The following is a 21,072-nucleotide window of genomic DNA, read 5'->3' as shown; positions in this document are numbered from 1 at the left end:
GGCCGGTCAGGTCAGGCCGCGCGGCTCTGCCAGACCGCGCCCACCTCGGCGCGGATGATGCGGGCGATCTGCGCGCAGTCGTCGAGGCTGAAGGTCAGCGGCAGGCGCATGTCGAGGATGCCGCGCAGGATGCGGTCGGTGGCGGGCATGGGCGCCGACGGCGCATAACGCCAGCTGTCATAGCGACTGGTAAAGCCCGCCGGCTCCGCGCCCCCGAACCACTTGAGCTCGACCCCGCGCGCGGCGCAACGGCGGATCACCTCCGCCACGGCGCCACCCTCCCAGTCGAGCAGCAGGAACTGGATCGACGAACCGACATAGCGCTCGGCCTCGGGCCGCTCGACCAGCGTGAGGCCCGGCGTGCCGCGCAGTCCTTCCTCAACAACGCGATAGCGCGCGTTCCAGCGGTCGCACTGATCCTCCAGCATGCGCAGTTGCGGGCGCAGGATCGCCGCGCGCAGGTGGTCCATCCGCCCCGAGACGTTGGGCGTGTCGTACTTCACCCGCGCGAACACCTCCTCGGGCGGCACCGTGCCGTGGCGCTCGTAGAGCATGTAGGATCCCGACAGGATCACCGCGCGCGCCATCACCTCGTCGTCATCGGTAACCAGAAATCCGCCCTCGCCGGAATTCATGTGCTTGTAGGTCTGGGTCGAGAAACAGCCCACCTTGCCCCAGCGCCCGGAGGGAATGCCGCGCCACGCCGCCCCCATCGTGTGCGCGCAATCCTCTATCAGGGCGATGCCGTGCGCATCGCAGACCTCCATCAGCCGGTCCATGTCCGCCAGGTGCCCGCGCATGTGGCTGAGCATCAGCACCCGTGCCTGCCCCGCCTTGGCGGCGAGATCGTCAAGATCGATGGTCAGCCCCTCGGTCACGCCCACGAAAACCGGCTGCGCGCCGACGCTCGCGATGGCACCGGGCACCGGCGCAAGGGTAAAGGCATTGGTGAGCACCCGGTCGCCGGACCCCACCCCCAGCGCCCGCAGCGCGGTGGCCATCGCGTAGCCCCCCGAGGTGACGGCAAGCGCGTGGCGCGCGCCGACATGATTGGCGAACTCTCGTTCCAGCATCGCGGCCTCGCCCGGCTCGCCGGGGGCGAGGTTGTAGCGGTGCAGCCGCCCCGACCGCATCACCTCGAGCGCCGCCGCGATTCCCTCGTCGGGAATCGGCTCCTGCTGGGTGAAGCTGCCTTTGAATACCTCGGTCATACACCGGTTTTGGCGTGCGCCGGGCCTTGCGTCAATGGCCCGTCGCCGCTCTTTCACGAAAGCCGAAACCGCGCCCCGCGCTCAGCCGATGAGCCGCGCCACCGCGGCAGGAAGCTCGTCGAAATGGTCGATGATGGCCTCGGGCGAGAGCGCGGCCATGTCCGCACCCGACGGCCCGAACCCCACCAGCACCGACGGCACGCCTGCGGCGCGTGCCGTGTCGCGGTCGGTGTCGCTGTCGCCCACCAGAAGCGCACGCACCGGATCGCCGCCCGCGCGGCGCACGGTCTCGCGCAGGTGCTCGGGGTCGGGCTTGCGCACCGGCAGCGTATCGGCCCCGGTAAGCGCGTGAAACCGGTCGAGCACGCCCATCCTCTCCAGCAGAAGCCGCGCCAGCGCCTCGGGCTTGTTGGTGCAAATGGCCACGCGGTAGCCCGCGTCGCGCAAGCCCTCCACCGCCGCCATCGCACCGGGATAGAGCCGCGTGTGCCGGTCGATCGCGCCCTCGTAGGCGGCCAGAAGCAGGGGATATTGCCGGTCGATCTCGGCCTCGTCTCCACCGCGCCCGAGCCGCTCCATGCCCAACCGCAGCATCGCCCGCCCACCGCGCAGCGCCACCCCCACGTCGCGCGAGGGGCACAGCAAATCCGCCACGCCCATTCCGCGAAAACAGGCATTGGCGGCGGCGATGAGATCGCCGCTGGTATCGGCCAGCGTGCCGTCGAGATCGAAGACCACGGTGCGCATCGCGCCCCCTTATCGTGCGTGTTCCGGCAGGAAACCGCTTAGCGCTGTCACCGAACGGTCACAAGGTTTTACTGGCCCCGCCCTTGCGCGACTTTGCGGAATGTCTAGAACGACGCAGACGTTGTCACCGGAAAAGAGATTGAAACATGTCCGTTGCCCTGATCGTTCTCGCCGCCGGAAAGGGCACGAGAATGCACTCGGACCAGCCCAAGGTTCTGCACGAGGTGGCGGGCGCGCCGCTGCTCGTCCATGCCATCGCGGCAGGAGAGGCGCTTGACCCTGCACGCACGGTGGTGGTGGCGGGGCATGGCGCGGACGCGGTGCGCGCTGCGCTGGCCGCGCATGACAGCGTGGCGCAAGTGGTGATCCAGGCCGAACAGCGCGGCACTGCCCATGCGGTGGCGCAGGCTGCGGACACGCTCGGCGATTTCGACGGCGACGCGTTGGTGCTCTATGGCGACACGCCCTTTATCCGCCCCGAGACGCTCGGGCGGATGATGGAGGCGCGGCGCCATCACGACATCGTCGTGCTGGGCTTTGCCCCCGAAGAGCCGGGCCGTTACGGGCGGCTGGTGATGCAGGGCGAGAGCCTTATCCGCATCGTCGAATTCAAGGACGCCAGCGACAGCGAACGCGCCATCGGGCTGTGCAACAGCGGCGTGGTGATGGCGCCCGCGGGCCTGCTCTTCGACCTGGTCGCCGAAGTGGGCCGGGACAACGCCGCCGGGGAATACTACCTCACCGATATCGTTGGCATCGCCCGTGCGCGGGGCCTCAAGGCCACCGCCGTCACCTGCGACGAGTCCGAGACGCTGGGCGTCAACTCCCGCACCGAGCTTGCCGCCGCCGAGGCCGCCTTCCAAGCGCGCACCCGCGCCGAGGCGCTGGAGACAGGCATCACCCTCACCGCACCCGAGACGGTGCATTTCGCCCGCGATACGGTGGTGGGCCGCGACACGGTGATCGAGCCTTACGTGGTGTTCGGCCCCGGCGTTACGGTCGAGTCCGGCGCGCATATCCGGGCGTTCTCGCATCTCGAGGGCTGTCACGTCTCGCGCGGCGCGGTGGTGGGGCCTTATGCCCGTCTGCGCCCCGGCACCGAACTGGCCGAGGACGTGCGCATCGGCAATTTCGTCGAGGTCAAGAACGCGATCCTCGACGAGGGGGCCAAGGTCAACCACCTGAGCTATATCGGCGATGCCGCGATCGGCGCGAACACCAATATCGGCGCGGGCACGATTACCTGTAACTACGACGGGGTGAACAAGCATCGCACCACCATCGGCGCGGATGTGTTCATCGGCTCGGATACGATGCTCGTCGCGCCGGTGCGCGTGGGCGACGGGGCGATGACGGGCTCGGGCTCGGTGATCACCCGCGATGTCGAGGCCGGCGCGCTCGCCGTGGCGCGGGCGCGGCAAGAGGTCAAGCCCGGCTTTGCCGCGCGGCTCTTCGCGCGACTGCGCGCGGCGAAAGACACTCGCAACGAGGGAGAACGCTGATGTGCGGGATCGTCGGGGTTCTGGGAAATCACGAGGCGGCACCGATGCTGCTCGACGCGCTGAAACGGCTGGAATACCGCGGCTATGACAGTGCGGGGCTTGCCACGGTCAACGCGGGCGGCCTCGATCGCCGCCGCGCGGTGGGCAAGCTGGTCAACCTCTCCGATCTGCTGGTGCACCAGCCGCTGCCGGGCAAGGCGGGCATCGGCCACACCCGCTGGGCCACCCACGGCGCGCCCACCGAGACGAACGCCCACCCCCACCGCGCCGGACCGGTGGCGGTGGTGCATAACGGCATCATCGAGAATTTCCGCGAGCTGCGCGCCGAGCTGGCCGAGGCCGGGTTCGGCCACGAGACCGACACCGATACCGAGACGGTGGCGCTGCTCACCTGCCGCTACATGCACGAGGGCATGAGCGCCGAAGAGGCCGCCCGCGCCACCATAGCGCGGCTCGATGGGGCCTATGCGCTGCTGTTCCTGTTCGAGGGCGAGGACGACCTGCTCATCGCCGCGCGCAAGGGCAGCCCGCTGGCCATCGGCCACGGGAAGGGCGAGATGTTCGTCGGCTCGGACGCCATCGCGCTCGCGCCGATGACCGACCGCATCACCTATCTCGAAGAGGGCGACATCGCCGTCGTCACCCGGGAAGGCGCCACCATCACCGATGCCGAGGGCCGCCGCGCCAACCGGCCCGTCAAGACCATCGCGCTCGACCACGCGCTGGTGGACAAGGGCGGGCATCGGCATTTCATGGCCAAGGAGATCGCCGAGCAGCCGATGGTCATCGGCAACGCCCTGCGTCACTACCTGACAGAGGCCGGCGACGACATCCGCCTGCCCGACGCGCTGCCCGATCTCGCGCGTATCGAGCGGCTTACACTGGTGGCCTGCGGCACGGCCTATTACGCCTGCCTCACCGCGAAATACTGGTTCGAGCAACTGGCGGGTTTGCCCGTAGACGTTGATATCGCGTCGGAATTTCGCTACCGCGAGCCGCCCATCGTGCCCGGAACGCTGGCCATTTTCGTCAGCCAGTCGGGCGAGACCGCCGACACGCTGGCCGCCCTGCGCTATTGCCGGGACCGGGTCGAGGGGATCGTCTCGGTGGTCAATGTCGAGGAAAGCTCGATCGCGCGCGAGAGCGATCTGGCGCTGCCGATCCATGCCGGGGCCGAGATCGGCGTCGCCTCGACCAAGGCGTTCACCTGCCAGCTCACCGTTCTGTTGCTGTTGGCCCTGCGGGCGGCGCGGGCGCGCGGACGGATGGACGCGGCGCGGCTTTCGGACCTGCTGTCGGCCCTGCGCGGCCTGCCTGCCACGCTCAACACCGCGATGGAGATCGACCACCGCATTCGCGACGTGGCGCGCGACCTGGCCGCGGTGCAGAGCGCGCTGTTTCTCGGTCGCGGGCTGATGTATCCTCTGGCGCTGGAAGGGGCTCTTAAACTAAAGGAAATCAGCTACATACACGCCGAAGCTTATGCATCAGGCGAACTGAAGCACGGCCCCATCGCGCTCATCGACGAGACCCTGCCGGTGATCGTCATGGCACCCTGCGACGCGCTCTTTGACAAGACCGTGTCGAACATGCAGGAGGTGATGGCGCGCGGTGGGCGGATCGTTCTGGTTTCGGATGCCGCCGGGATCGCGGCGGCGGGCGAAGGCACGTTCCGCGCGATCACCATGCCGGTGACCGACCCGGTGCTGGCGCCCATCCTCTATGCGCTGCCCGCGCAGCTCATCGCCTATCACACGGCGATCGCCAAGGGCACCGACGTGGACCAGCCCCGCAACCTCGCAAAATCGGTGACGGTGGAGTGAACCTCACGGTTCAAACGCTCAACCTGCAGGTTCGACGCGCAATTCCGGCAGGGCGGTGAGCGGCAGGTTAAGCTGTTGGTAAGCCGCGAGCGACATCCGGCTTCCCGCCCCCGGCTCCGCATCGAGCGGGATGAGATCGAGCACCACCGCGCGCCCGGTGCGCGGGTCGCTCACCCGCCCGCGCATCGGGGACGTGACGAGCGGGGTGCGCATCCACAGCCCCGGGTGGGTCACATTGCCGAGCGAGGCGACGGTCGTCGCGGGCAGCATGGAGGTAGCGGGCGCGTCTTGGGGCGTGGCGGTCTCGTCTTCCGCGGTTTCGGACGGTGGGGCGGGCGGCGGGTCGGTGGATATCTCTGTCGGCCCGAGGAGCGCACAGCCCCCGGCAAGCAGACAAACCAGCACGACACGCACCATTCCCGACATGGGATCAGCGTAACCGCCGCGACCGCACCCCGCAACACGCAAGATGCCCCTTGCCCCGCGTCGCGCCGGGGCCTAGTTTCCCGACATGACCGTTCCTCTGATAGATCCGTTCCAGCGCGCCATCTCCTACCTGCGCGTCTCTGTCACCGACCGCTGCGATTTTCGCTGCGTCTACTGCATGTCGGAGAACATGACCTTCTTGCCCAAGAAGGAACTGCTGACGCTGGAAGAGCTTGACCGCATGTGCTCGACCTTCGTGCGCCTCGGCGTCGAAAAGCTGCGCATCACCGGCGGCGAGCCGCTGGTGCGCAAGGGGATCATGACCTTCTTCAACGCCATGACCCGACATCTGGAATCGGGCGCGCTGAAGGAGTTGACGCTGACCACCAATGGCTCGCAACTCGGGCGGTTCGCGGATGACCTTTATGCTGCGGGCGTGCGGCGGGTGAACATCTCGCTCGACACGCTCGACGAGACGAAATTCGCCGACATCACCCGCTGGGGCCGCCTGCCGCAGGTGCTCAAGGGGATCGACGCCGCGCAGGCCGCCGGGCTGCGCGTCAAGATCAACACCGTGGCGCTCAAGGGCTTCAACGAGGACGAGCTGTTCACGCTGGTCGAGTGGTGCAAGAGCCGCGACATGGATCTCACCTTCATCGAGGTCATGCCGATGGGCGATATCGGCAACGAGGACCGGCTCGACCAATACTGGAAGCTGAGCGACCTGCGCGCCCGGCTGGCCGAGGAATACACGCTCGCCGATCTGGACGAACGCTCGGGCGGCCCGGCGCGCTACGTGCGGCTGGAGGAAACCGGGCAGAAGATCGGCTTCATCACGCCGCTCACCCATAATTTCTGCGAAAGCTGCAACCGCGTGCGGCTGACCTGCACCGGCGAGCTTTACATGTGCCTCGGGCAGGAGGACATGGCCGACCTGCGCCCGGCGCTGCGCAACCATCCCGGCGATGACGCGCCGCTGGAAGAGGCGATCCGCGCGGCCATCGCGATGAAGCCCAAGGGCCACGATTTCGACTATTCGCGCCAGTCGGTCGAGGGCCGCATGTCGCGCCACATGAGCCATACCGGCGGCTGATGCGCCGCGGCAATGCGCCCCTGCCGCTGCGGCTCTACGGCGCGGCGGCCGACCTCATGGGGCCAGTGGCCTACGCCCGCGTGCGGCGCAAGCTCGCAGCCCACGGCACCGACCCGGCGCGCTGGCAAGAGCGGATGGGTCACGCCACCCTGCCCCGGCCCGAGGGGCGGCTGGTCTGGTTCCACGCCGCCTCGGTGGGCGAGAGCGCCTCGGTCCTGCCGCTCATCGCGCAATGGGGCCGCGCGCAGCCGGAGACCGAATTCCTGATCACCTCGGGCACCGCCACCTCGGCCGAGATGCTTGCCCGCCGCCTGCCGCCGCGCAGCCGGCACCAGTTCGCGCCGCTCGACACGCGGCCTGCGCTGCGCCGGTTCCTGCGCCATTGGCGGCCCGATGCGGGCGTTTTCGTGGAAAGCGAGCTGTGGCCGCAAATGCTGCGCGAGAGCGCGGGCGCTGGCGTGCCGCTGGCGCTGGTGAACGCGCGGCTGTCGGACCGCTCGGCGCGCGGGTGGGCGCGCGCGGCGCGCACCGCGCGCCACCTGTTGGGCCATTTCCGCCTGATCCACTGCCAGGACGCCCGCACCGAGGCCAACCTGCGCGCGCTCGGGCTCGATCGGGCGCGGCAGGGGCCGAACCTCAAGGCGCTGTCGGGCGCACTGCCGGTGGACGAGATCGAGCGCGCGGCGCTGGCCGGGCAGATCGGCAACCGCGCGGTCTGGCTCGCCGCCTCGACCCATCCGGGCGAGGAGGAGATCGTGCTCGACGCGCATCGCCGCCTGCTGGCGCATCTGCCCGAGGCATTGCTGATCCTCGCGCCGCGCCACCCCGAGCGCGGCCCGGACCTGGAGGTGCTGATCGCGGAGCGGGGGTTCACCGGCGCGCGCCGCGCCATCGGGGCCGTGCCCGCGCCGGAGACGCAGGTCTATCTCGCCGACACGCTGGGCGAGATGGGGCTTTGGTATGCGCTCTGCCCCGTCACCTGCCTGTGCGGGTCGTTCACGGCGGTGGGGGGTCACACGCCCTATGAGCCCGCCCATGCCGGCTCGGCCATCCTGCACGGGCCGCTCTATGCCAATTTCGCCGAAATCTACCCCGCGCTCGATGCCGCCGGGGCGGGCGAAGAGGTCACGGACGGGGCGGCGCTCGCGGTGTCGCTTTCGCGGCTCCTGGGCGCGTCCGACCGGCTCGACGCGATGCGCGACGCCGCACGCGGGTTCGTCGCCGGGGACGCGGGCGCACTGGACACGCTCACCGCCGACCTGACCGCCGCGCTGGGGCTGGAGGGCGCGTCATGACGCCTCGCTTCATCTTGCCGGAAATATCCGGATCCTACCGCCCATGACCGAGCTCATCGTCACCAATTTCAACCGCAACTTCACCGGGGTCTCGGCCACGGCGGCGGGGGTGGTGCGGGTGCAGGCAGAGCGCTACGACATGGCGCTCTCGGATGTCGCCCTGCCCGGCTGCCCCGCGCCGGTGAGCCGGGCCGAGGCGCGGCGGCTGTCGCGGAGCCCGGGGGCACGGCCGTTCACCATCTGGCATGTGCGCCGCAACAGCGAGATGCGCGCCGCGCTCTGGGCGCGCGACGTGCTGCGGCTGCCCATCCGCATCGTCTTTACCTCCGCCGCGCAGCGCCGCCACTCGGCGTTGCCGCGCTGGCTCATCTCGCGGATGGATGCGGTGATCGCCACCACCGATGCGGCGGGCGAGTTAATTCCGCACCTGCACGCGGTGGTGCCCCACGGGGTGGATTGCGACCGCTTCGCGCCCGCCCGCGAGCGCGCGGCGGCGTGGCGGGCCACCGGCTATCCCGGTGCGCGGGGCATTGCCACCATCGGGCGCATCCGCCCCGAGAAGGGCACCGACCGGTTCGTGGCCACGATGCTGGAGGTGCTGCCGCACCATCCCGATCTCACCGCGCTGGTGATCGGACGCGCGGCCAAGGCGGATACGGCGTTTCTCGACCGGCTCAAGGCGCAGGTCGCCGGGGCGGGGCTGGCCGGGCGGTTGCTGTTCGTGGGCGAGATCGCGCCCGGTGATTTGCGCGGGCTGCTGCCCGCACTGAGCCTGATCGTGCAACTGCCGCGCTACGAGGGTTATGGCATGGTGCCGCTGGAGGGCATGGCCTGCGGCGTGCCGTTCGTGGCCGCCGATGCCGGGCATTACGCCGAGTTCTCGGCGCAGGGGCGCGCCGGGATCGTGACCGGGGATGCGGTGGGCGCGATCTCGGGGTTGCTCGACGATCCGGCCCGCCACGCGGCGATGGCGCGCGCGGCGCGCGAGGTGGCCACGGGCCATTACAGCGTCGCCCGCGAGGCCGACGGGATCGGCGCGGTGTACGAGGCGCTGTGGTCGGGGTGCCGCTAGCCGGGGAAGGCCGCCACCTGCCCCGACCGCATCATAGGTGCTTGCGCAGCCGCGACGGGCCGGGCTTTTTCCGGGTCTTGTAGGGGTTCTTGTCGGACTGGCTGCGCAGGTGCAGGCGGATGGGCGTGCCCGGCATGTCGAAATCGGTACGCAGGCCGCCGACGAGGTAGCGGCGATAGCTCTCGGGCATCTTGTCGGGATGCGAGCACATCACCACGAAGCCCGGCGGCCGGGTCTTGGCCTGCGTCATGTAGCGCAGCTTGATGCGGCGGCCGCCCGGCGCGGGGGGCGGGTGTTGCTCGACCATGCCCGCCAGCCAGCGGTTGAGCTGTGCCGTGGGGATGCGGCGGTTCCAGACCTCGTGGGCCTTTTGCACCGCGTCGCGCAGCCGGTCGAGCCCCTTGCCCGTCCGCGCCGAGACGGTGACCAGGGGTGCGCCGCGCAATTGCGGCAGGAGCCGGTCGAACGCCTCCTTCAACTCGCGCAGCTTGCCCTGCCGGTCCTCTTCGATGTCCCACTTGTTGACGGCCACCACCACGGCGCGGCCCTCGCGCTCGGCCAGGTCGGCGATGCGCAGGTCCTGCTGCTCGAAGGGGATGGCGGCATCCAGAAGGACCACCACCACCTCGGCGAATTTCACCGCGCGCAACCCGTCCGAAACCGACAGCTTTTCCAGCTTGTCCTGCACCCGCGCCTTCTTGCGCATCCCCGCCGTATCGAAGAGCCGCACCGGCAGCCCGTCCCAGTCGAGCGTGAGCGAGATCGCGTCGCGGGTGATCCCGGCCTCGGGGCCGGTGAGCAGCCGCTCCTCGCCGAGGATGGTGTTGATGAGCGTTGATTTCCCGGCATTGGGGCGGCCCACCACGGCCACCTGCAAGGGGCGCTCGGGCGTCGGCGCGAGATAGGCGGGCACGGTCTCGTCGTCGGGGTCGGCTTCCTCGTCGAGCGGCACGTCGGTCTCGGGCGCCTCGGCCTCGGCCCGCGCGTCGAAGCTGTCCGAGAGCGGCATCAGCCGCGCGTAAAGCTCGTTCATCCCCTCGCCATGCTCGGCCGAAATCTGCACCGGATCACCAAGGCCCAGCCCGTAGGCCTCGTAGACGCCCGGCTCGGCGGCCGCGCCCTCGGCCTTGTTGGCGGCGAGGATCACATGGCCCGAGCGTTTGCGCAGGATATCGGCGAAGATCTCGTCGGTCGGCGTCACGCCCGCGCGCGCGTCGATCACGAACAGGCAGACATCGGCCATCTCCACCGCGCGCTCGGTCAGCCGCCGCATCCTTCCTTCGAGGCTGTCGTCGGTGGCGTCCTCGAGCCCGGCGGTGTCGATCACGGTAAAGCGCAGATCGCCCAGCCGCGCCGCCCCCTCGCGCAGGTCGCGGGTCACGCCGGGCGTGTCATCGACCAGCGCGAGGCGCTTGCCTACGAGACGGTTGAACAGCGTGGATTTGCCCACGTTGGGGCGACCCACGATGGCGAGGGTAAAGGACATGACGCGGCTCCGCTGTCGATCAAGCGTGCGTGATACAGGATCGAGGGCCTAACGGAAAGCGAGAAGCTGACCCTTCTTGGACACGACGTAGAGCGTGCCACCCGCGACCACAGGGTTGCTCGCCGCCCCGCCGGGAAGCGCCGTCTCGCGGGTGAGTCGCCCCGAGACCGGATCGAAGAAGCGCAGCCTCTCGTCGGCGGATGCGAGCACGAGCTGCCCGCCCGCCAGCACCGGGCCGTAATGGCCGACGATGCCCGCCTGCCGCTTGGGCTTGCGCGCGGTGAAGAGCGGCAGCGGCTGGCTCCAGATACGGCTGCCATCCTCGTCCGAGAGGCGCACCAGCTCGTTTCGGTCGCTCACCAGGAACAGCGATCCGCCCGCGGGCCAGATCGGGTTGAGCGGCCCCTCGCCCGCGGTCCAGAGGCGTTTGCCGCTGCCGAGGCTGAGCGCCACCATGCGGCCCGAATGGGTGCCCACGTAGACGCGGTCGCCTACCACCAGCGGATCGCCGGTGACGTCGCGGACACGCGCGCTCGCCACGCCGCGGCGCTCGCCCGCGATCTGCGCGTCCCAGAGCCGCAGCCCACCCTTGCGGAACGCGCCCTGCACCTCGCCCGCGCCGAAGGCGAAGACGGCGTATTTCTCGGTGATCGCCGGGGCGGGACCACCGAGCACATTGTGAATGTCGGGCGTGCCCGAGAGCTGCCAGCGCACGCGCCCCGTCTCGGAATCGAGCACCCAGGCGACCTCGTCGCCCGCCACCACGTAGACCAGCCCGTCGTAGACCGCGGGCGCGGTGGTGGTCGGCGCGTCGACATCCTGCTGCCAGAGCATCGCGCCGGTCTCGGCGTCGAGCGCGGTGACGGTGCCGAAGGCCGAGGTGACGAAAAGGCGCCCGTCACCATAGGCCAGCCCGCCGCCGCTGGCGTTGTCGGGGCTGTCATTGGGCGGTGTGAGGTCGGTGGCCCACAGCACCTCTCCCGCCGTGGAGACCGCCGAGACGCGGGTCTGCGCGTCGAGGGTAAAGACGCGGCCCGCCGCCACCACGGGATCAGCGGTGATGCGCGCGCGGCGGCCATCGCCCGCGCCGATGCCCGCCGACCACGCCAGCGCGGGAGAAGTGGAAAGCGCGGGATGCGCGGTGCGGGTGGCGGGCGAGCCCGGGCGTTGCGGCCAGTCGGCGTTGGTCACCGCCGCGGGCAGCGAGATCGGGGCCGCGCGGTTGACCGGGGTCTCCTCGGCCTGTGCGCGTCGCGCCTCGCTCTGGAGCACCTCGCGGATATTTTCGCGCTCGCCGGGCAGGATCGGCTCCCGCTTTTCGCAACCTGCAAGAACGAGGGCCGCCACCATCGCGAGAAGAACCGTTTTCGCCGTCACCACGCCTGCCCCCATCTGTCGCGTCATACCCGGCCCCCCGGTCATTGTCCGACCCCGGCCTGCCCGGGCGCGCCCGGTATCTCGGGCACATCCTCGCCCAGGGCCACAATCACCTGTGCCACGCGGCGGCGCAAGGCCTCTGTCGCCTCGGCATCCACCGCGAGCGTCGCCAGCCGGTCGAGCGCGTCGGCGCGGGCGCCGGTCTCGATGTCGATCATGGCGAGTTGTTCCTCGGCCAGCAGCCGGACAAGACCCGGCGCGTCGGTCAGCGGCGCGAGTCGCGCACGGCGCGCCTCGGCCGAGAGCCCCGTATCCGGCAACGCCACCGCCTTGAGCGTCGCGATGCGGCGGTAGATGGCGGGCACGTCGGACCGGTCCGCCAATGCGAGCAGCCGGGTCGCCGCGCCCGGCGCGTCCCCCCGGGCCTGTGCGTCCGCGGCGAGCAGGCCCGCCACCGCCGCGCCCCCCGGGCCGGGGGCCGGGATCGCCTGCAACGCATCGGCGCGCTCGGCCGCGTCCTCCTGTGCCAGCGCCGTGAGGAGCGCATCGCCGAAGGCCTGCGCCTCGGCCTCGGTCTGCGCCTTGCGCCATTCGTTCCATGCCGCGCCGCCCACCAGCAGCAGGATCGCCAGAATACCGATCCAGCCATAGCGGCGCATCAGCCGGAACAGCCGGTCGCGGCGCACCTCCTCGGTCACCTCGTCAATGAAACTGTCCGTGTCGCTCACGCCGCACCCCCTGCAGGATTTCCGCCCCTCTTAGCGTGTCGGCCCCGCGCTGCCAAGGGCCGCGGGGCGTGCGCGAGATCGCGCTTGTCGGCGGCGGCGGAAAGGTTTAATCTGAACCGGTCGGTTCAGCGTATGACGGTAAGGCCGTAATGCGCTGCCTTCTTGTGTGCCGCAGTAATCCGTTCGAAAGACATGACATGCGCCTGTTTCCAGTTCTGATCGCCCTCCTGGTCGCTGCGGCCATCTATACCTTCGTGTTCGAGCGCGAGCGGCTCGTTGCGATGCTGCCCGCCGGCGCCGGGGACGCGGCCGAAGCAGAGGCCGCACAGGAGACCGGCACCGCCGGCGCCACGGAGGCGGGCGAGCCGGACCTGATGCGCGTCGTGGTGCAGCGCTCGGAGGCGCGCGAGGTGGACAGCGCGGTGAAGTTGCGCGGGCGCACCGAGGCCGACCGGGAGGTCGATCTGCGCGCCGAGACATCGGGGCTGGTGGTTTCCGAGCCGCTGGGCCGGGGGGCGTTTGTCGAGGCGGGTGACGTGCTCTGCCGGCTCGACCCGGCGGCGCGGCAGGCGACGCTGGAGGAAGCCAGGGCGCGGCTCAAGGAGGCACAGGCGCGCGTGCCCGAGGCGCAGGCGCGGCTGGAAGAGGCGCGCGCGGCGCTGGAGGAAGCGCAGATCAACTATCGCGCGGCAAGCAACCTGGTGAGAAACGGATACGCCTCGGAAACCCGCGTCGCCGCCACCCGCGCCGCGCTGCGCGCTGCCGAGGCGGGCGTGGAGAGCGCCACATCGGGGCTCGAATCCGCCCGCGCCAACATCGAATCGGCCCGTGCAGGCGTGACCGCCGCCGAGGAAGAGATCGACCGGCTGACGATTCACGCGCCGTTCGGCGGCGTGCTGGAGACCGAGACCGCAGAGCTGGGCAGCCTGCTTCAGCCAGGTGCGCTCTGCGCCACGGTGATGAAGCTCGATCCGATCACGCTGGTGGGGTTCGTGTCGGAGACCGACGTGGCGCGCGTCGAGTCCGGCGCGCGCGCGACCGCGCGCACCGCCTCTGGCCAAGAGGTGGCGGGCGAGGTGAGCTTCGTGTCGCGCTCGGCGGACCCGACGACGCGCACCTTCCGCGTGGACGTGCGCGTGCCCAACCCAGACCTGACGCTGCGCGACGGCGAGACCGCCGAGATCGCCATCGCCTCGGCGGGGCGGCGCGCGCATCTGGTGCCGCAATCGGCGCTGACGCTCAATGACGAGGGCACGCTGGGACTGCGGCTCGTGGACGAGGAGAACCGCGTGCGATTCGCCCCGGTGACATTCATGCGCGACACGCCCGCGGGCGTGTGGCTGACCGGGCTGCCCGAGCGCGCCGACATCATCGTGATCGGGCAGGAATACGTGCGCGCGGGCGTGCGCGTGAAGCCGAGCTACCGGGATCTGGGTCAATGACCGGGATCGTCGACTGGGCCGCCGCGCACGCGCGGATGGTGCTGGCCTTCGTGGTTCTGTCGGTCCTCGCCGGCACGTTCGCCTATATCGGCCTGCCCAAGGAGGGGGAGCCGGATATCGAGGTGCCCGCGCTGTTCATCTCGGTCCCGTTCCCCGGCATTTCGGCCGAGGACAGCGAAAAACTGCTGGTCAAGCCGATGGAGCGCGAGCTGAGCGATCTCGACGGGCTGAAGAAGATGACCGGCACGGCGGCCGAGAATTACGGCGGCGTGGCGCTGGAATTCGAGTTCGGCTGGGACAAGACCAAGATCCTCGCCGATGTGCGCGACGCAATGGACACGGCGGAGGCCGAGTTTCCCGACGGGTTCGAGAAATACACCCTCAACGAGGTGAATTTCAGCGAGTTCCCGATCATCATCGTCAACCTCTCGGGCCCGGTGCCCGAGCGCACCATGTCGCGGCTGGCCAATGACCTTCAGGACCGGCTCGAATCGATGGAGCCGATCCTCGAGGCGGGCATCGCGGGCAATCGCGACGAGATGGTGGAGGTGGTGATAGACCCGCTGCGGCTCGAGGCCTACAACGTTACCGCGCTCGAGCTGATCAACGTGGTGCGGAACAACAACCAGCTGATTGCCGCGGGCGAGGTGGACACCGCGCAGGGGACATTCGCGGTCAAGATCCCGTCGTCGTTCGAGGAGACGCGCGACATCTACGACCTGCCGATCAAGACCAATGGCGACCGGGTGGTGACGCTGGGCGATCTGGCCACGATCAACCTCACCTTCGAGGACCGCACCGGCACCGCGCGGTTCAACGGCGAGACCAGCGTCGCGTTGCAGGTGGTCAAGCGCAAGGGGTTCAACATCATCGAGACCGCCGACATGGTGCGCGCGGAGGTGGCCGAGGCCGAGAAGACGTGGCCCGAGGAATTGCAGATCGCGGTCAACGTGGGCACCTCTAACGACCAGTCGCGCACGGTGGAATCCATGGTCAGCCAGCTTGAGGGCTCGGTGCTGACCGCGATCGCGCTGGTGATGATCGTGACGCTGGCCGCGCTGGGCATCCGGCCCGCACTGCTGGTGGGATTCGCGATTCCGACGTCGTTCCTGCTGTGCTTTGCCCTGCTGGCCGTGATGGGGGTGGCGGTGTCGAACATCGTGATGTTCGGCCTCATCCTCGCGGTGGGGATGCTGGTGGACGGGGCCATCGTGGTGGTGGAATACGCCGACAAGCGCATCGCCGATGGCGAGGGCCCGATGCACGCCTACGTGGCCGCCGCCAAGCGCATGTTCTGGCCGGTGGTCAGCTCGACCGCCACCACGCTCTGCGCGTTCCTGCCGATGCTGTTCTGGCCGGGCATCCCGGGCGAGTTCATGGGGATGCTGCCGGTGACGCTCATCTTCGTGCTGTCGGCCTCGCTGTTGGTGGCGCTGGTCTACCTGCCGGTGCTCGGCGGCGTGACCGGGCGGCTGGAACGGTGGTTCGATCAGCGCACCGCGGCAATCGCCGGCGGCTTCTGGCTGTGGCACCTGTTGCTGCTGCCGGGGGCGGCGGTCGCGGCGGCGCTGGCGGGGCGGGCGCTGCCGATGGTGCTCGAACAGGTGAGCGCGCAATTCGCGATGATGGATGGCGGCGACATCCTCGGCTCGGTCATCCCGGTGCTGGGTGCCGTGTTCGGGCTGGTGCTGGGTGCCGTGGCGCTGATGGCTACCGGGGTCGCGGGGGTGACGGCGCTATTGCTGGGGCTTCTGGCCATCCCGCGGCGGCTTGGCAACGGGGTGCGGGCGCTGGGGCGCATGGTGCTGCCGCAAAGGCGTGGACGGGTGCGCGCGGGCTATCGCCGCTCGGCCTTTGGCTGGGTCATCCACGCCATCGTGGGCAACCCGGTGATGCCGCTGGTGGCCTTCGGCGCGGTGTTCGTGATCGTCGGCTCGGTGCTGATGTTCTACGTCAACAACAACAACGGCACAGAGTTCTTCGTGGACAGCGAACCGGAGCAGGCCATCGTCTACGTGCGCGGGCGCGGCAACCTTTCGCTTGACCAGAAAGACAGCCTGGTGCGGCAGGCCGAGGATATCGTGCGCGCCCATCCCGGCGTCACCACCGCCTTTGCCTTTGCCGGCGAGGGCGGGCTGAACAACAACACCGGCGGCGCGCAGCCGCCGCGCGACACGATCGGGCAGGTGCAGTTCGAGACCATCCCATGGGAAGACCGCCCGCAGTCCACCGAGGCGTGGTTCACCGTGCCGTTGCTGGATTTCGAGGTGCGGCGCAGCGTGGTCGATCCGGCGTATGACGGCGACCGCATCATCGACGATCTGACCGCGGAACTGGAGCGCATCCCCGGCATCATGATCGAGATTCTCGCGCAGGCGCGCGGGCCCTCCTCGGCCAAGCCGGTGCACCTGCGCATCCGCGGTGACGACTGGGCAGCGCTGCAACGCTTTACCAAGGAGGCGCGGGCGCGGTTCGAAGAGACCGAGGGCCTCTACCAGATCGAGGACACGTTGCCGCTGCCGGGCATCGACTGGCAGGTGGACGTGGACGTGGAGCGCGCGGGCCGCTTTGGCGCGGACGTGGCGACCGTGGGCGCGATGGTGCAGCTAGTGACACGCGGCATCCTCTTGGACACGATGCGCGTGGACAGCAGCGACGAGGAGATCGAGATTCGCGTGCGCCTGCCCGAGCAGGACCGGGTGCTCTCGACCCTCGACACGCTGAAGGTCCGCACGGAAAACGGCCTCGTGCCGCTGTCGGCCTTCATCACGCGCAGGCCGGTCGAGCAGCTTGCGCAGATCGACCGCATCGACCAGACCCGCTTCTTCGACGTGAAGGCGGCGGTGCGCGACGGGCTGACCACCGCGGTGACCGGCGCGAATGGCGAGACGCGCGAGGTGCCGCTCACCGCCAACGAGCGCATCGAGCGGCTGACCGGGTGGCTGGAGAGCGGCGTGCTGCCGCCGGGGCTCAGCTATGAATGGACCGGCGACGCCGAGGATCAGGAGGAGTCGGGCGAGTTCCTGCAAAAGGCGTTCGCGGGGGCACTTGGCCTCATGTTCATCATCCTGCTGGCGCAGTTCAACAGCGTCTACAACGCGGTGCTGGTGTTGCTGGCGGTGGTGCTCTCTACCACCGGGGTGCTGGTGGGGATGCTGGTGATGAACCAGCCGTTTTCCATCATCATGACCGGCACCGGCATCGTCGCGCTGGCCGGTATCGTGGTGAACAACAATATCGTTCTGATCGACACCTACCAGGATTATTCCCGCTACATGCCGCGCATTTCGGCGATCACCCGCACGGCGCAGGACCGCATCCGCCCGGTGCTTCTGACCACGATCACGACGATGGCGGGCCTCGCGCCGATGATGTTCGGCCTCAGCCTCGATTTCGTGGGCGGTGGCTATGCCTTCAACAGCCCCACCGCGCTCTGGTGGAAGCAGTTGGCGACGGCGGTGGTGTTTGGCCTCGGTATCGCGACGGTGCTGACGCTGGTCTTTACGCCTGCGATGCTGGCGCTGCGGGTCTGGGCGGTGACCTATGTGCTGTGGATCGCGCGGGGGCTGGCGGTGCTGTCGCTGGGCCGGACGAGCCGGACAGCGCGCGACTGGGCGCTGGCGCGCGCGGCGCGGCGGGCGCGGGGAACGGAACTGGTCTGGCCCGATGAGCGCGACGCAGCCCACGCGGGTTATGGCGAGAACGAGGAGGCCGACGCGCCGCGCCCCGAAGACGTGTCGGAGGTGCTGCGCGCCAGTGGCCGCTCACCGCTGCGCGCGGCGGAGTGAGCCCGCGCGCCGCGCCGCTCAGAGCCCCAGCTTGTCGCGCATGAACGCCAGCGCCACGGACAGCCCGTCGGGCGCGATACCGTGGCCGGTGCCCTCCATCACGTGGGCATAGACGTCCTTCCAGCCCGCCTCCTGCAAGGCCTCGGCCGCCTGCGGCAGCGACTGCACCGGCACCACGTCATCGGCATCGCCATGCAACAGCAGGACCGGCGGGCGGCTGCGGGTCTCGTCGGCCAGCAGGTCGGGGCGCAGCAGGCGGCCCGAGAAGGCCACGATCCCGGCCACCTCGTCCTCGCGGCGCGGGGCGACATGGAGGGCCATCATCGTGCCTTGGCTGAAGCCGAACAGCACCACCTGTTCGGGCAGCAGATCCTCGTCCACCATCAGCGCGTCGAGAAAGGCGTCGAGGTCGGCGGCGGCGGCCATCAGGCCGCGCTCGGCCTCTTCCTCGCTTGAACCGTCGATCCACGGGATCGGGAACCATTGCAGGCCGAAGGGCATGCCGGGGATGCTCTCGGGCGCGTCGGGAGCGACGAAGAGCGTGTCGGGCAGATGCTCGGCCAGCGGATCGGCGAGGCCGAGGAGGTCGTCGCCATTGGCGCCGTAGCCGTGCAGGAACACCACCGCCGAGCGCGCCTGTCCCGATTGCGGGTCCTTGCGGCCCGCCTGCAAAACTCGTGTCATGCGATCCCTTCCCTGTCCTTGGCGACGTGGTAATAGGCCCACAGGAGCCGTGCCGCAACCGCGCGCCACGGCGACCAGTCCGCGGCCATCGCGCGCAGCGCCGCGGGCTTCGGTCGCTCGGGCAGGCGGTAGAGCAGCCGCGCCGATTCCTGCAAGGCGAGGTCGCCGGGGGCAAAGACATCGGCGCGCCCGAGGCTGAACATGGCGTAGATCTCTGCGGTCCAGACGCCGATTCCCGGCACCTCGGTGAGCGTCGTCACCACTTCGTCGGTGGGGGCCGTGCGCAGGGCCGCGTAATCGAGATCGGCCTCGGCCAACGCACGCACGTAGCGTGCCTTTTGCCGGCTGAGGCCGGCGGCGCGCAGCCCGTCCTCGTCCGTCGCGGCGATGGCCTGCGGCGCGGTCAGTCCCGCCGCCTCCAGCCGGGCCCAGATCGCGCGGGCGGCGGCGACGCTCACCTGCTGGCTGACGATGGCCCCCATGAGCGCCGCGAACCCGTCCTCGCGGCGCCTGAGCGGCACCTCGCCCACCAGATCGCGGGCATGGGCCATGCGCGGGCAGAGCCCCGCGAGATGCGCCGCGCCCTCGGCGATATCGGCCTCGGTGTGGATGATCCGTTCGGTCATGGCGCGAGCATAGATCGCATCGCGGCGCTTGGCCATGCGCGCTGGCCAAAGCGTGGCGGCCCTGCCATATCTGCGCGCGACCCAAGCACGGAGACGCCCATGACCCGCCTCATCACCGCCCTTTCGGAGATCGCCCCCCGCTACGACGCGCTGTTCGTCGATCTGTGGGGCTGTGTCCATGACGGGGTGCGCGCCCTGCCCGATGCCTGCACCGCGCTGGTGCGCTATCGCGAGACCGGGGGCGTGGTGGTGCTGGTGACCAACTCGCCCCGCCCGCGCGGCGACGTGGAGCGGCAGATGCGTGCGTTCGGCGTGCCGGATGCCGCGTGGGACACCATCGCCACCTCGGGCGATAGCGCCCGCGCGGCGATGTTTCGCGGCGCGGTGGGCGAACGGGTGTATTTCATCGGCCAGCCGCACGAAGAGCTGTTCTTCGAGCCGATCAAGGTGGTCGACGCGCCGGTGCACGTCACGATGGTGCCGCTCGAGGAGGCCGAGGGCATCGTCTGCACCGGCCCGTTCGACCCGATGGCCGACCCCGCCGAGATGCGCCCGACGTTCCTCTATGCCAAGCAGAAGCGGCTCAAGCTGCTCTGCGCCAACCCCGATATCGTGGTGGACCGGGGCGAGGTGCGCGAATGGTGCGCGGGGGCGCTGGCGCGGCTCTATACCGAGATGGGTGGCGAGAGCCTCTATTTCGGCAAGCCACACCCGCCGATTTACGACCTCGCCCATCGACGGCTCGCCGAGGTCGGGCACGACTCCGACAACGCGCGCATCCTCGCCATCGGCGACGGGGCGCAGACCGACATCCTGGGCGCGATGGGCGAGGATATCGATTCCCTCTTCATCACCGGCGGGCTCGCGGCGAAGGAAACCAAAACGTCGCAGCAGCCCGATGAGGCAGCGCTAAAGGCATACCTCGAAAAGGAAAATGTCTATGCCAACTATGCCATCGGCTATCTGAGGTGATGGATTAGGGGTTGATCTTTCTGCGCCCGCAAAGTAATAAAATTCCAAAGCGGGGCCTGAATTCGCCTCATAATTACGCACCAAACCACCCGGAGGGGCGAATGTTGGACAACATGCCGCGCGGCACGATCTGCATCGAGGATATCGAGATGGGCATGACGCGCCACCTGCGAAAGGTGGTGACCGACCGCGACATCGAGATGTTTGCCGAGGTTTCGACCGACCGCAACCCGGTGCATCTGGATGATGATTACGCGCAGGACACGATCTTTGAGGGGCGCATCGCCCACGGGATGCTCACCGCCGGGCTGATTTCGGCGGTGATCGGCGAGCAACTGCCCGGCCACGGCACCGTCTACATGGGGCAGACGCTGAAATTCCTCGGCCCCGTGCGCCCCGGCGACATGGTGGAGGCGCAGGTGGAGGTGGTGGGCATCGACCACGGCAAGCGCCGGGTGCAGCTCGATTGCCGCTGCCTGGTGGAGGGCAAGAAGGTGCTGATCGGCGAGGCCACCGTGCTGGCACCGTCGCGCAAGTTCGACTGAGCGGGGGCGGCCCGGGCGGGACGCCCGGGGACAGATCGCGTCGAGACCGTTGCGATCGGCCTTGAGCGGACGGTGGGCACAACGGTTGAGGAGCCGCGCAGCGCCCGACCGCCGGGTGGGCGCAGTTCGGTTTGTGCGGCGCGATTTATGGTGCAAGATACTTCTGCAATCACAGCTACTTGCAACGACGAGGAGCGCCCGCCCGTCACGCCAGAGGCGTGCCGCCGATATCGGCGCACCTCCGGTGCGACGGGG

General features: G+C 69.5%; 17 protein-coding genes. 9 read left to right on the top strand and 8 right to left on the bottom strand.

The genetic code is table 11. The annotated features are described in order from the left end of the window. Positions 1 to 11: 11 nt before the first annotated feature. Together CRJ03_RS10155 and CRJ03_RS10150 are read right to left on the bottom strand one after the other, a co-directional pair. The gene (locus CRJ03_RS10155; RefSeq protein ID WP_104018761.1) at positions 12 to 1,211 is read right to left on the bottom strand and encodes a DegT/DnrJ/EryC1/StrS family aminotransferase; all 1,200 of its coding nucleotides are present in this window, start codon (positions 1,209 to 1,211) and stop codon (positions 12 to 14) included. An 81-nt stretch (positions 1,212 to 1,292) separates the two neighbouring features. Then, the gene (locus CRJ03_RS10150; RefSeq protein WP_104018760.1) at positions 1,293 to 1,958 is read right to left on the bottom strand and encodes an HAD-IA family hydrolase; all 666 of its coding nucleotides are present in this window, start codon (positions 1,956 to 1,958) and stop codon (positions 1,293 to 1,295) included. A 146-nt stretch (positions 1,959 to 2,104) separates the two neighbouring features. On the opposite strand from CRJ03_RS10150, the gene glmU reads away from it, so the two are divergent. Continuing rightward, positions 2,105 to 3,460: a bifunctional UDP-N-acetylglucosamine diphosphorylase/glucosamine-1-phosphate N-acetyltransferase GlmU gene (gene glmU, locus CRJ03_RS10145; protein ID WP_104018759.1), complete on the top strand. Its 1,356-nt coding sequence runs from the start codon at positions 2,105 to 2,107 to the stop codon at positions 3,458 to 3,460. Next, positions 3,460 to 5,283, top strand: coding sequence for a glutamine--fructose-6-phosphate transaminase (isomerizing) (glmS, locus tag CRJ03_RS10140; protein WP_104018758.1), 1,824 nt, complete (start codon positions 3,460 to 3,462; stop codon positions 5,281 to 5,283). The genes glmU and glmS overlap by 1 nt, the downstream gene beginning before the upstream one ends. Positions 5,284 to 5,301: 18 nt before the next feature. On the opposite strand, the gene CRJ03_RS10135 is transcribed toward glmS, so the two are convergent. After that, positions 5,302 to 5,709, bottom strand: a complete 408-nt coding sequence (locus tag CRJ03_RS10135) for a hypothetical protein (RefSeq protein WP_129590270.1) — start codon at positions 5,707 to 5,709, stop codon at positions 5,302 to 5,304. An 85-nt stretch (positions 5,710 to 5,794) separates the two neighbouring features. Between CRJ03_RS10135 and moaA the strand changes: the two genes are divergently transcribed. From moaA to CRJ03_RS10120, 3 genes are read left to right on the top strand one after another with little or no spacing between them, the layout of a single operon-like run. Continuing rightward, positions 5,795 to 6,802: a GTP 3',8-cyclase MoaA gene (moaA, locus tag CRJ03_RS10130; RefSeq protein WP_104018756.1), complete on the top strand. Its 1,008-nt coding sequence runs from the start codon at positions 5,795 to 5,797 to the stop codon at positions 6,800 to 6,802. Further along, positions 6,802 to 8,097 carry a 3-deoxy-D-manno-octulosonic acid transferase gene (locus CRJ03_RS10125; RefSeq protein ID WP_104018755.1) on the top strand — a complete coding sequence of 432 codons (1,296 nt, stop codon included), beginning with the start codon at positions 6,802 to 6,804 and terminating at the stop codon, positions 8,095 to 8,097. The genes moaA and CRJ03_RS10125 overlap by 1 nt, the downstream gene beginning before the upstream one ends. 43 nt (positions 8,098 to 8,140) lie before the next feature. Further along, complete coding sequence (locus CRJ03_RS10120) at positions 8,141 to 9,169, top strand: glycosyltransferase family 4 protein (protein ID WP_104018754.1); 1,029 nt, start codon at positions 8,141 to 8,143, stop codon at positions 9,167 to 9,169. 31 nt (positions 9,170 to 9,200) lie between these two features. Here CRJ03_RS10120 and der read toward each other — a convergent pair whose 3' ends face one another. From der to CRJ03_RS10105, 3 genes are read right to left on the bottom strand one after another with little or no spacing between them, the layout of a single operon-like run. Beyond that, entirely contained in the window at positions 9,201 to 10,655 is a 1,455-nt protein-coding gene (der, locus tag CRJ03_RS10115; RefSeq protein WP_104018753.1) for a ribosome biogenesis GTPase Der, read from the bottom strand. A 48-nt stretch (positions 10,656 to 10,703) separates the two neighbouring features. Next, positions 10,704 to 12,059, bottom strand: coding sequence for a PQQ-like beta-propeller repeat protein (locus CRJ03_RS10110; RefSeq protein ID WP_240611635.1), 1,356 nt, complete (start codon positions 12,057 to 12,059; stop codon positions 10,704 to 10,706). A 14-nt stretch (positions 12,060 to 12,073) separates the two neighbouring features. Then, positions 12,074 to 12,760: a tetratricopeptide repeat protein gene (locus CRJ03_RS10105; protein ID WP_104018752.1), complete on the bottom strand. Its 687-nt coding sequence runs from the start codon at positions 12,758 to 12,760 to the stop codon at positions 12,074 to 12,076. 197 nt (positions 12,761 to 12,957) lie between these two features. Here CRJ03_RS10105 and CRJ03_RS10100 point away from each other — a divergent pair, with 197 nt between their 5' ends. After that, the gene (locus CRJ03_RS10100; RefSeq protein ID WP_104018751.1) at positions 12,958 to 14,202 is read left to right on the top strand and encodes an efflux RND transporter periplasmic adaptor subunit; all 1,245 of its coding nucleotides are present in this window, start codon (positions 12,958 to 12,960) and stop codon (positions 14,200 to 14,202) included. Next, the gene (locus tag CRJ03_RS10095; protein ID WP_104018750.1) at positions 14,199 to 17,990 is read left to right on the top strand and encodes an efflux RND transporter permease subunit; all 3,792 of its coding nucleotides are present in this window, start codon (positions 14,199 to 14,201) and stop codon (positions 17,988 to 17,990) included. Before CRJ03_RS10100 ends, CRJ03_RS10095 begins: the two co-directional genes overlap by 4 nt. A gap of 18 nt (positions 17,991 to 18,008) precedes the next feature. Here CRJ03_RS10095 and CRJ03_RS10090 read toward each other — a convergent pair whose 3' ends face one another. Further along, on the bottom strand, positions 18,009 to 18,674 hold the full coding sequence (locus CRJ03_RS10090) for an alpha/beta hydrolase (protein WP_104018749.1): 666 nt from the start codon (positions 18,672 to 18,674) through the stop codon (positions 18,009 to 18,011). Continuing rightward, positions 18,671 to 19,300, bottom strand: a complete 630-nt coding sequence (locus tag CRJ03_RS10085; RefSeq protein ID WP_104019167.1) for a DNA-3-methyladenine glycosylase family protein — start codon at positions 19,298 to 19,300, stop codon at positions 18,671 to 18,673. The genes CRJ03_RS10090 and CRJ03_RS10085 overlap by 4 nt, the downstream gene beginning before the upstream one ends. Before the next feature lie 99 nt (positions 19,301 to 19,399). Here CRJ03_RS10085 and CRJ03_RS10080 point away from each other — a divergent pair, with 99 nt between their 5' ends. After that, entirely contained in the window at positions 19,400 to 20,272 is an 873-nt protein-coding gene (locus tag CRJ03_RS10080; RefSeq protein ID WP_104018748.1) for a TIGR01459 family HAD-type hydrolase, read from the top strand. Between the two features lie 101 nt (positions 20,273 to 20,373). Next, positions 20,374 to 20,817, top strand: coding sequence for a MaoC family dehydratase (locus CRJ03_RS10075; RefSeq protein WP_104018747.1), 444 nt, complete (start codon positions 20,374 to 20,376; stop codon positions 20,815 to 20,817). The last annotated feature ends 255 nt before the right edge of the window (positions 20,818 to 21,072 follow it).

The sequence above is a fragment of the Roseovarius nitratireducens genome (assembly GCF_002925845.1).
GTDB lineage: Bacteria > Pseudomonadota > Alphaproteobacteria > Rhodobacterales > Rhodobacteraceae > Roseovarius > Roseovarius nitratireducens.
Note: the sequence above shows the minus strand (reverse complement) of the source record. Positions and strands in the feature narration are given on the sequence as shown.

What these genes read in the sequence shown, in the direction of transcription:
- CRJ03_RS10135 (WP_129590270.1), bottom strand. Translation starts at nt 5,709, where the DNA reads ATGTCGGGAATGGTGCGTGTCGTGCTGGTTTGTCTGCTTGCCGGGGGC.
- CRJ03_RS10075 (WP_104018747.1), top strand. Translation starts at nt 20,374, where the DNA reads ATGTTGGACAACATGCCGCGCGGCACGATCTGCATCGAGGATATCGAG.
- CRJ03_RS10120 (WP_104018754.1), top strand. Translation starts at nt 8,141, where the DNA reads ATGACCGAGCTCATCGTCACCAATTTCAACCGCAACTTCACCGGGGTC.
- CRJ03_RS10150 (WP_104018760.1), bottom strand. Translation starts at nt 1,958, where the DNA reads ATGCGCACCGTGGTCTTCGATCTCGACGGCACGCTGGCCGATACCAGC.
- CRJ03_RS10100 (WP_104018751.1), top strand. Translation starts at nt 12,958, where the DNA reads ATGCGCCTGTTTCCAGTTCTGATCGCCCTCCTGGTCGCTGCGGCCATC.
- CRJ03_RS10110 (WP_240611635.1), bottom strand. Translation starts at nt 12,059, where the DNA reads ATGACGCGACAGATGGGGGCAGGCGTGGTGACGGCGAAAACGGTTCTT.
- CRJ03_RS10125 (WP_104018755.1), top strand. Translation starts at nt 6,802, where the DNA reads ATGCGCCGCGGCAATGCGCCCCTGCCGCTGCGGCTCTACGGCGCGGCG.
- CRJ03_RS10080 (WP_104018748.1), top strand. Translation starts at nt 19,400, where the DNA reads ATGACCCGCCTCATCACCGCCCTTTCGGAGATCGCCCCCCGCTACGAC.
- moaA (WP_104018756.1), top strand. Translation starts at nt 5,795, where the DNA reads ATGACCGTTCCTCTGATAGATCCGTTCCAGCGCGCCATCTCCTACCTG.
- CRJ03_RS10085 (WP_104019167.1), bottom strand. Translation starts at nt 19,300, where the DNA reads ATGACCGAACGGATCATCCACACCGAGGCCGATATCGCCGAGGGCGCG.
- glmU (WP_104018759.1), top strand. Translation starts at nt 2,105, where the DNA reads ATGTCCGTTGCCCTGATCGTTCTCGCCGCCGGAAAGGGCACGAGAATG.
- CRJ03_RS10090 (WP_104018749.1), bottom strand. Translation starts at nt 18,674, where the DNA reads ATGACACGAGTTTTGCAGGCGGGCCGCAAGGACCCGCAATCGGGACAG.
- der (WP_104018753.1), bottom strand. Translation starts at nt 10,655, where the DNA reads ATGTCCTTTACCCTCGCCATCGTGGGTCGCCCCAACGTGGGCAAATCC.
- glmS (WP_104018758.1), top strand. Translation starts at nt 3,460, where the DNA reads ATGTGCGGGATCGTCGGGGTTCTGGGAAATCACGAGGCGGCACCGATG.
- CRJ03_RS10155 (WP_104018761.1), bottom strand. Translation starts at nt 1,211, where the DNA reads ATGACCGAGGTATTCAAAGGCAGCTTCACCCAGCAGGAGCCGATTCCC.
- CRJ03_RS10095 (WP_104018750.1), top strand. Translation starts at nt 14,199, where the DNA reads ATGACCGGGATCGTCGACTGGGCCGCCGCGCACGCGCGGATGGTGCTG.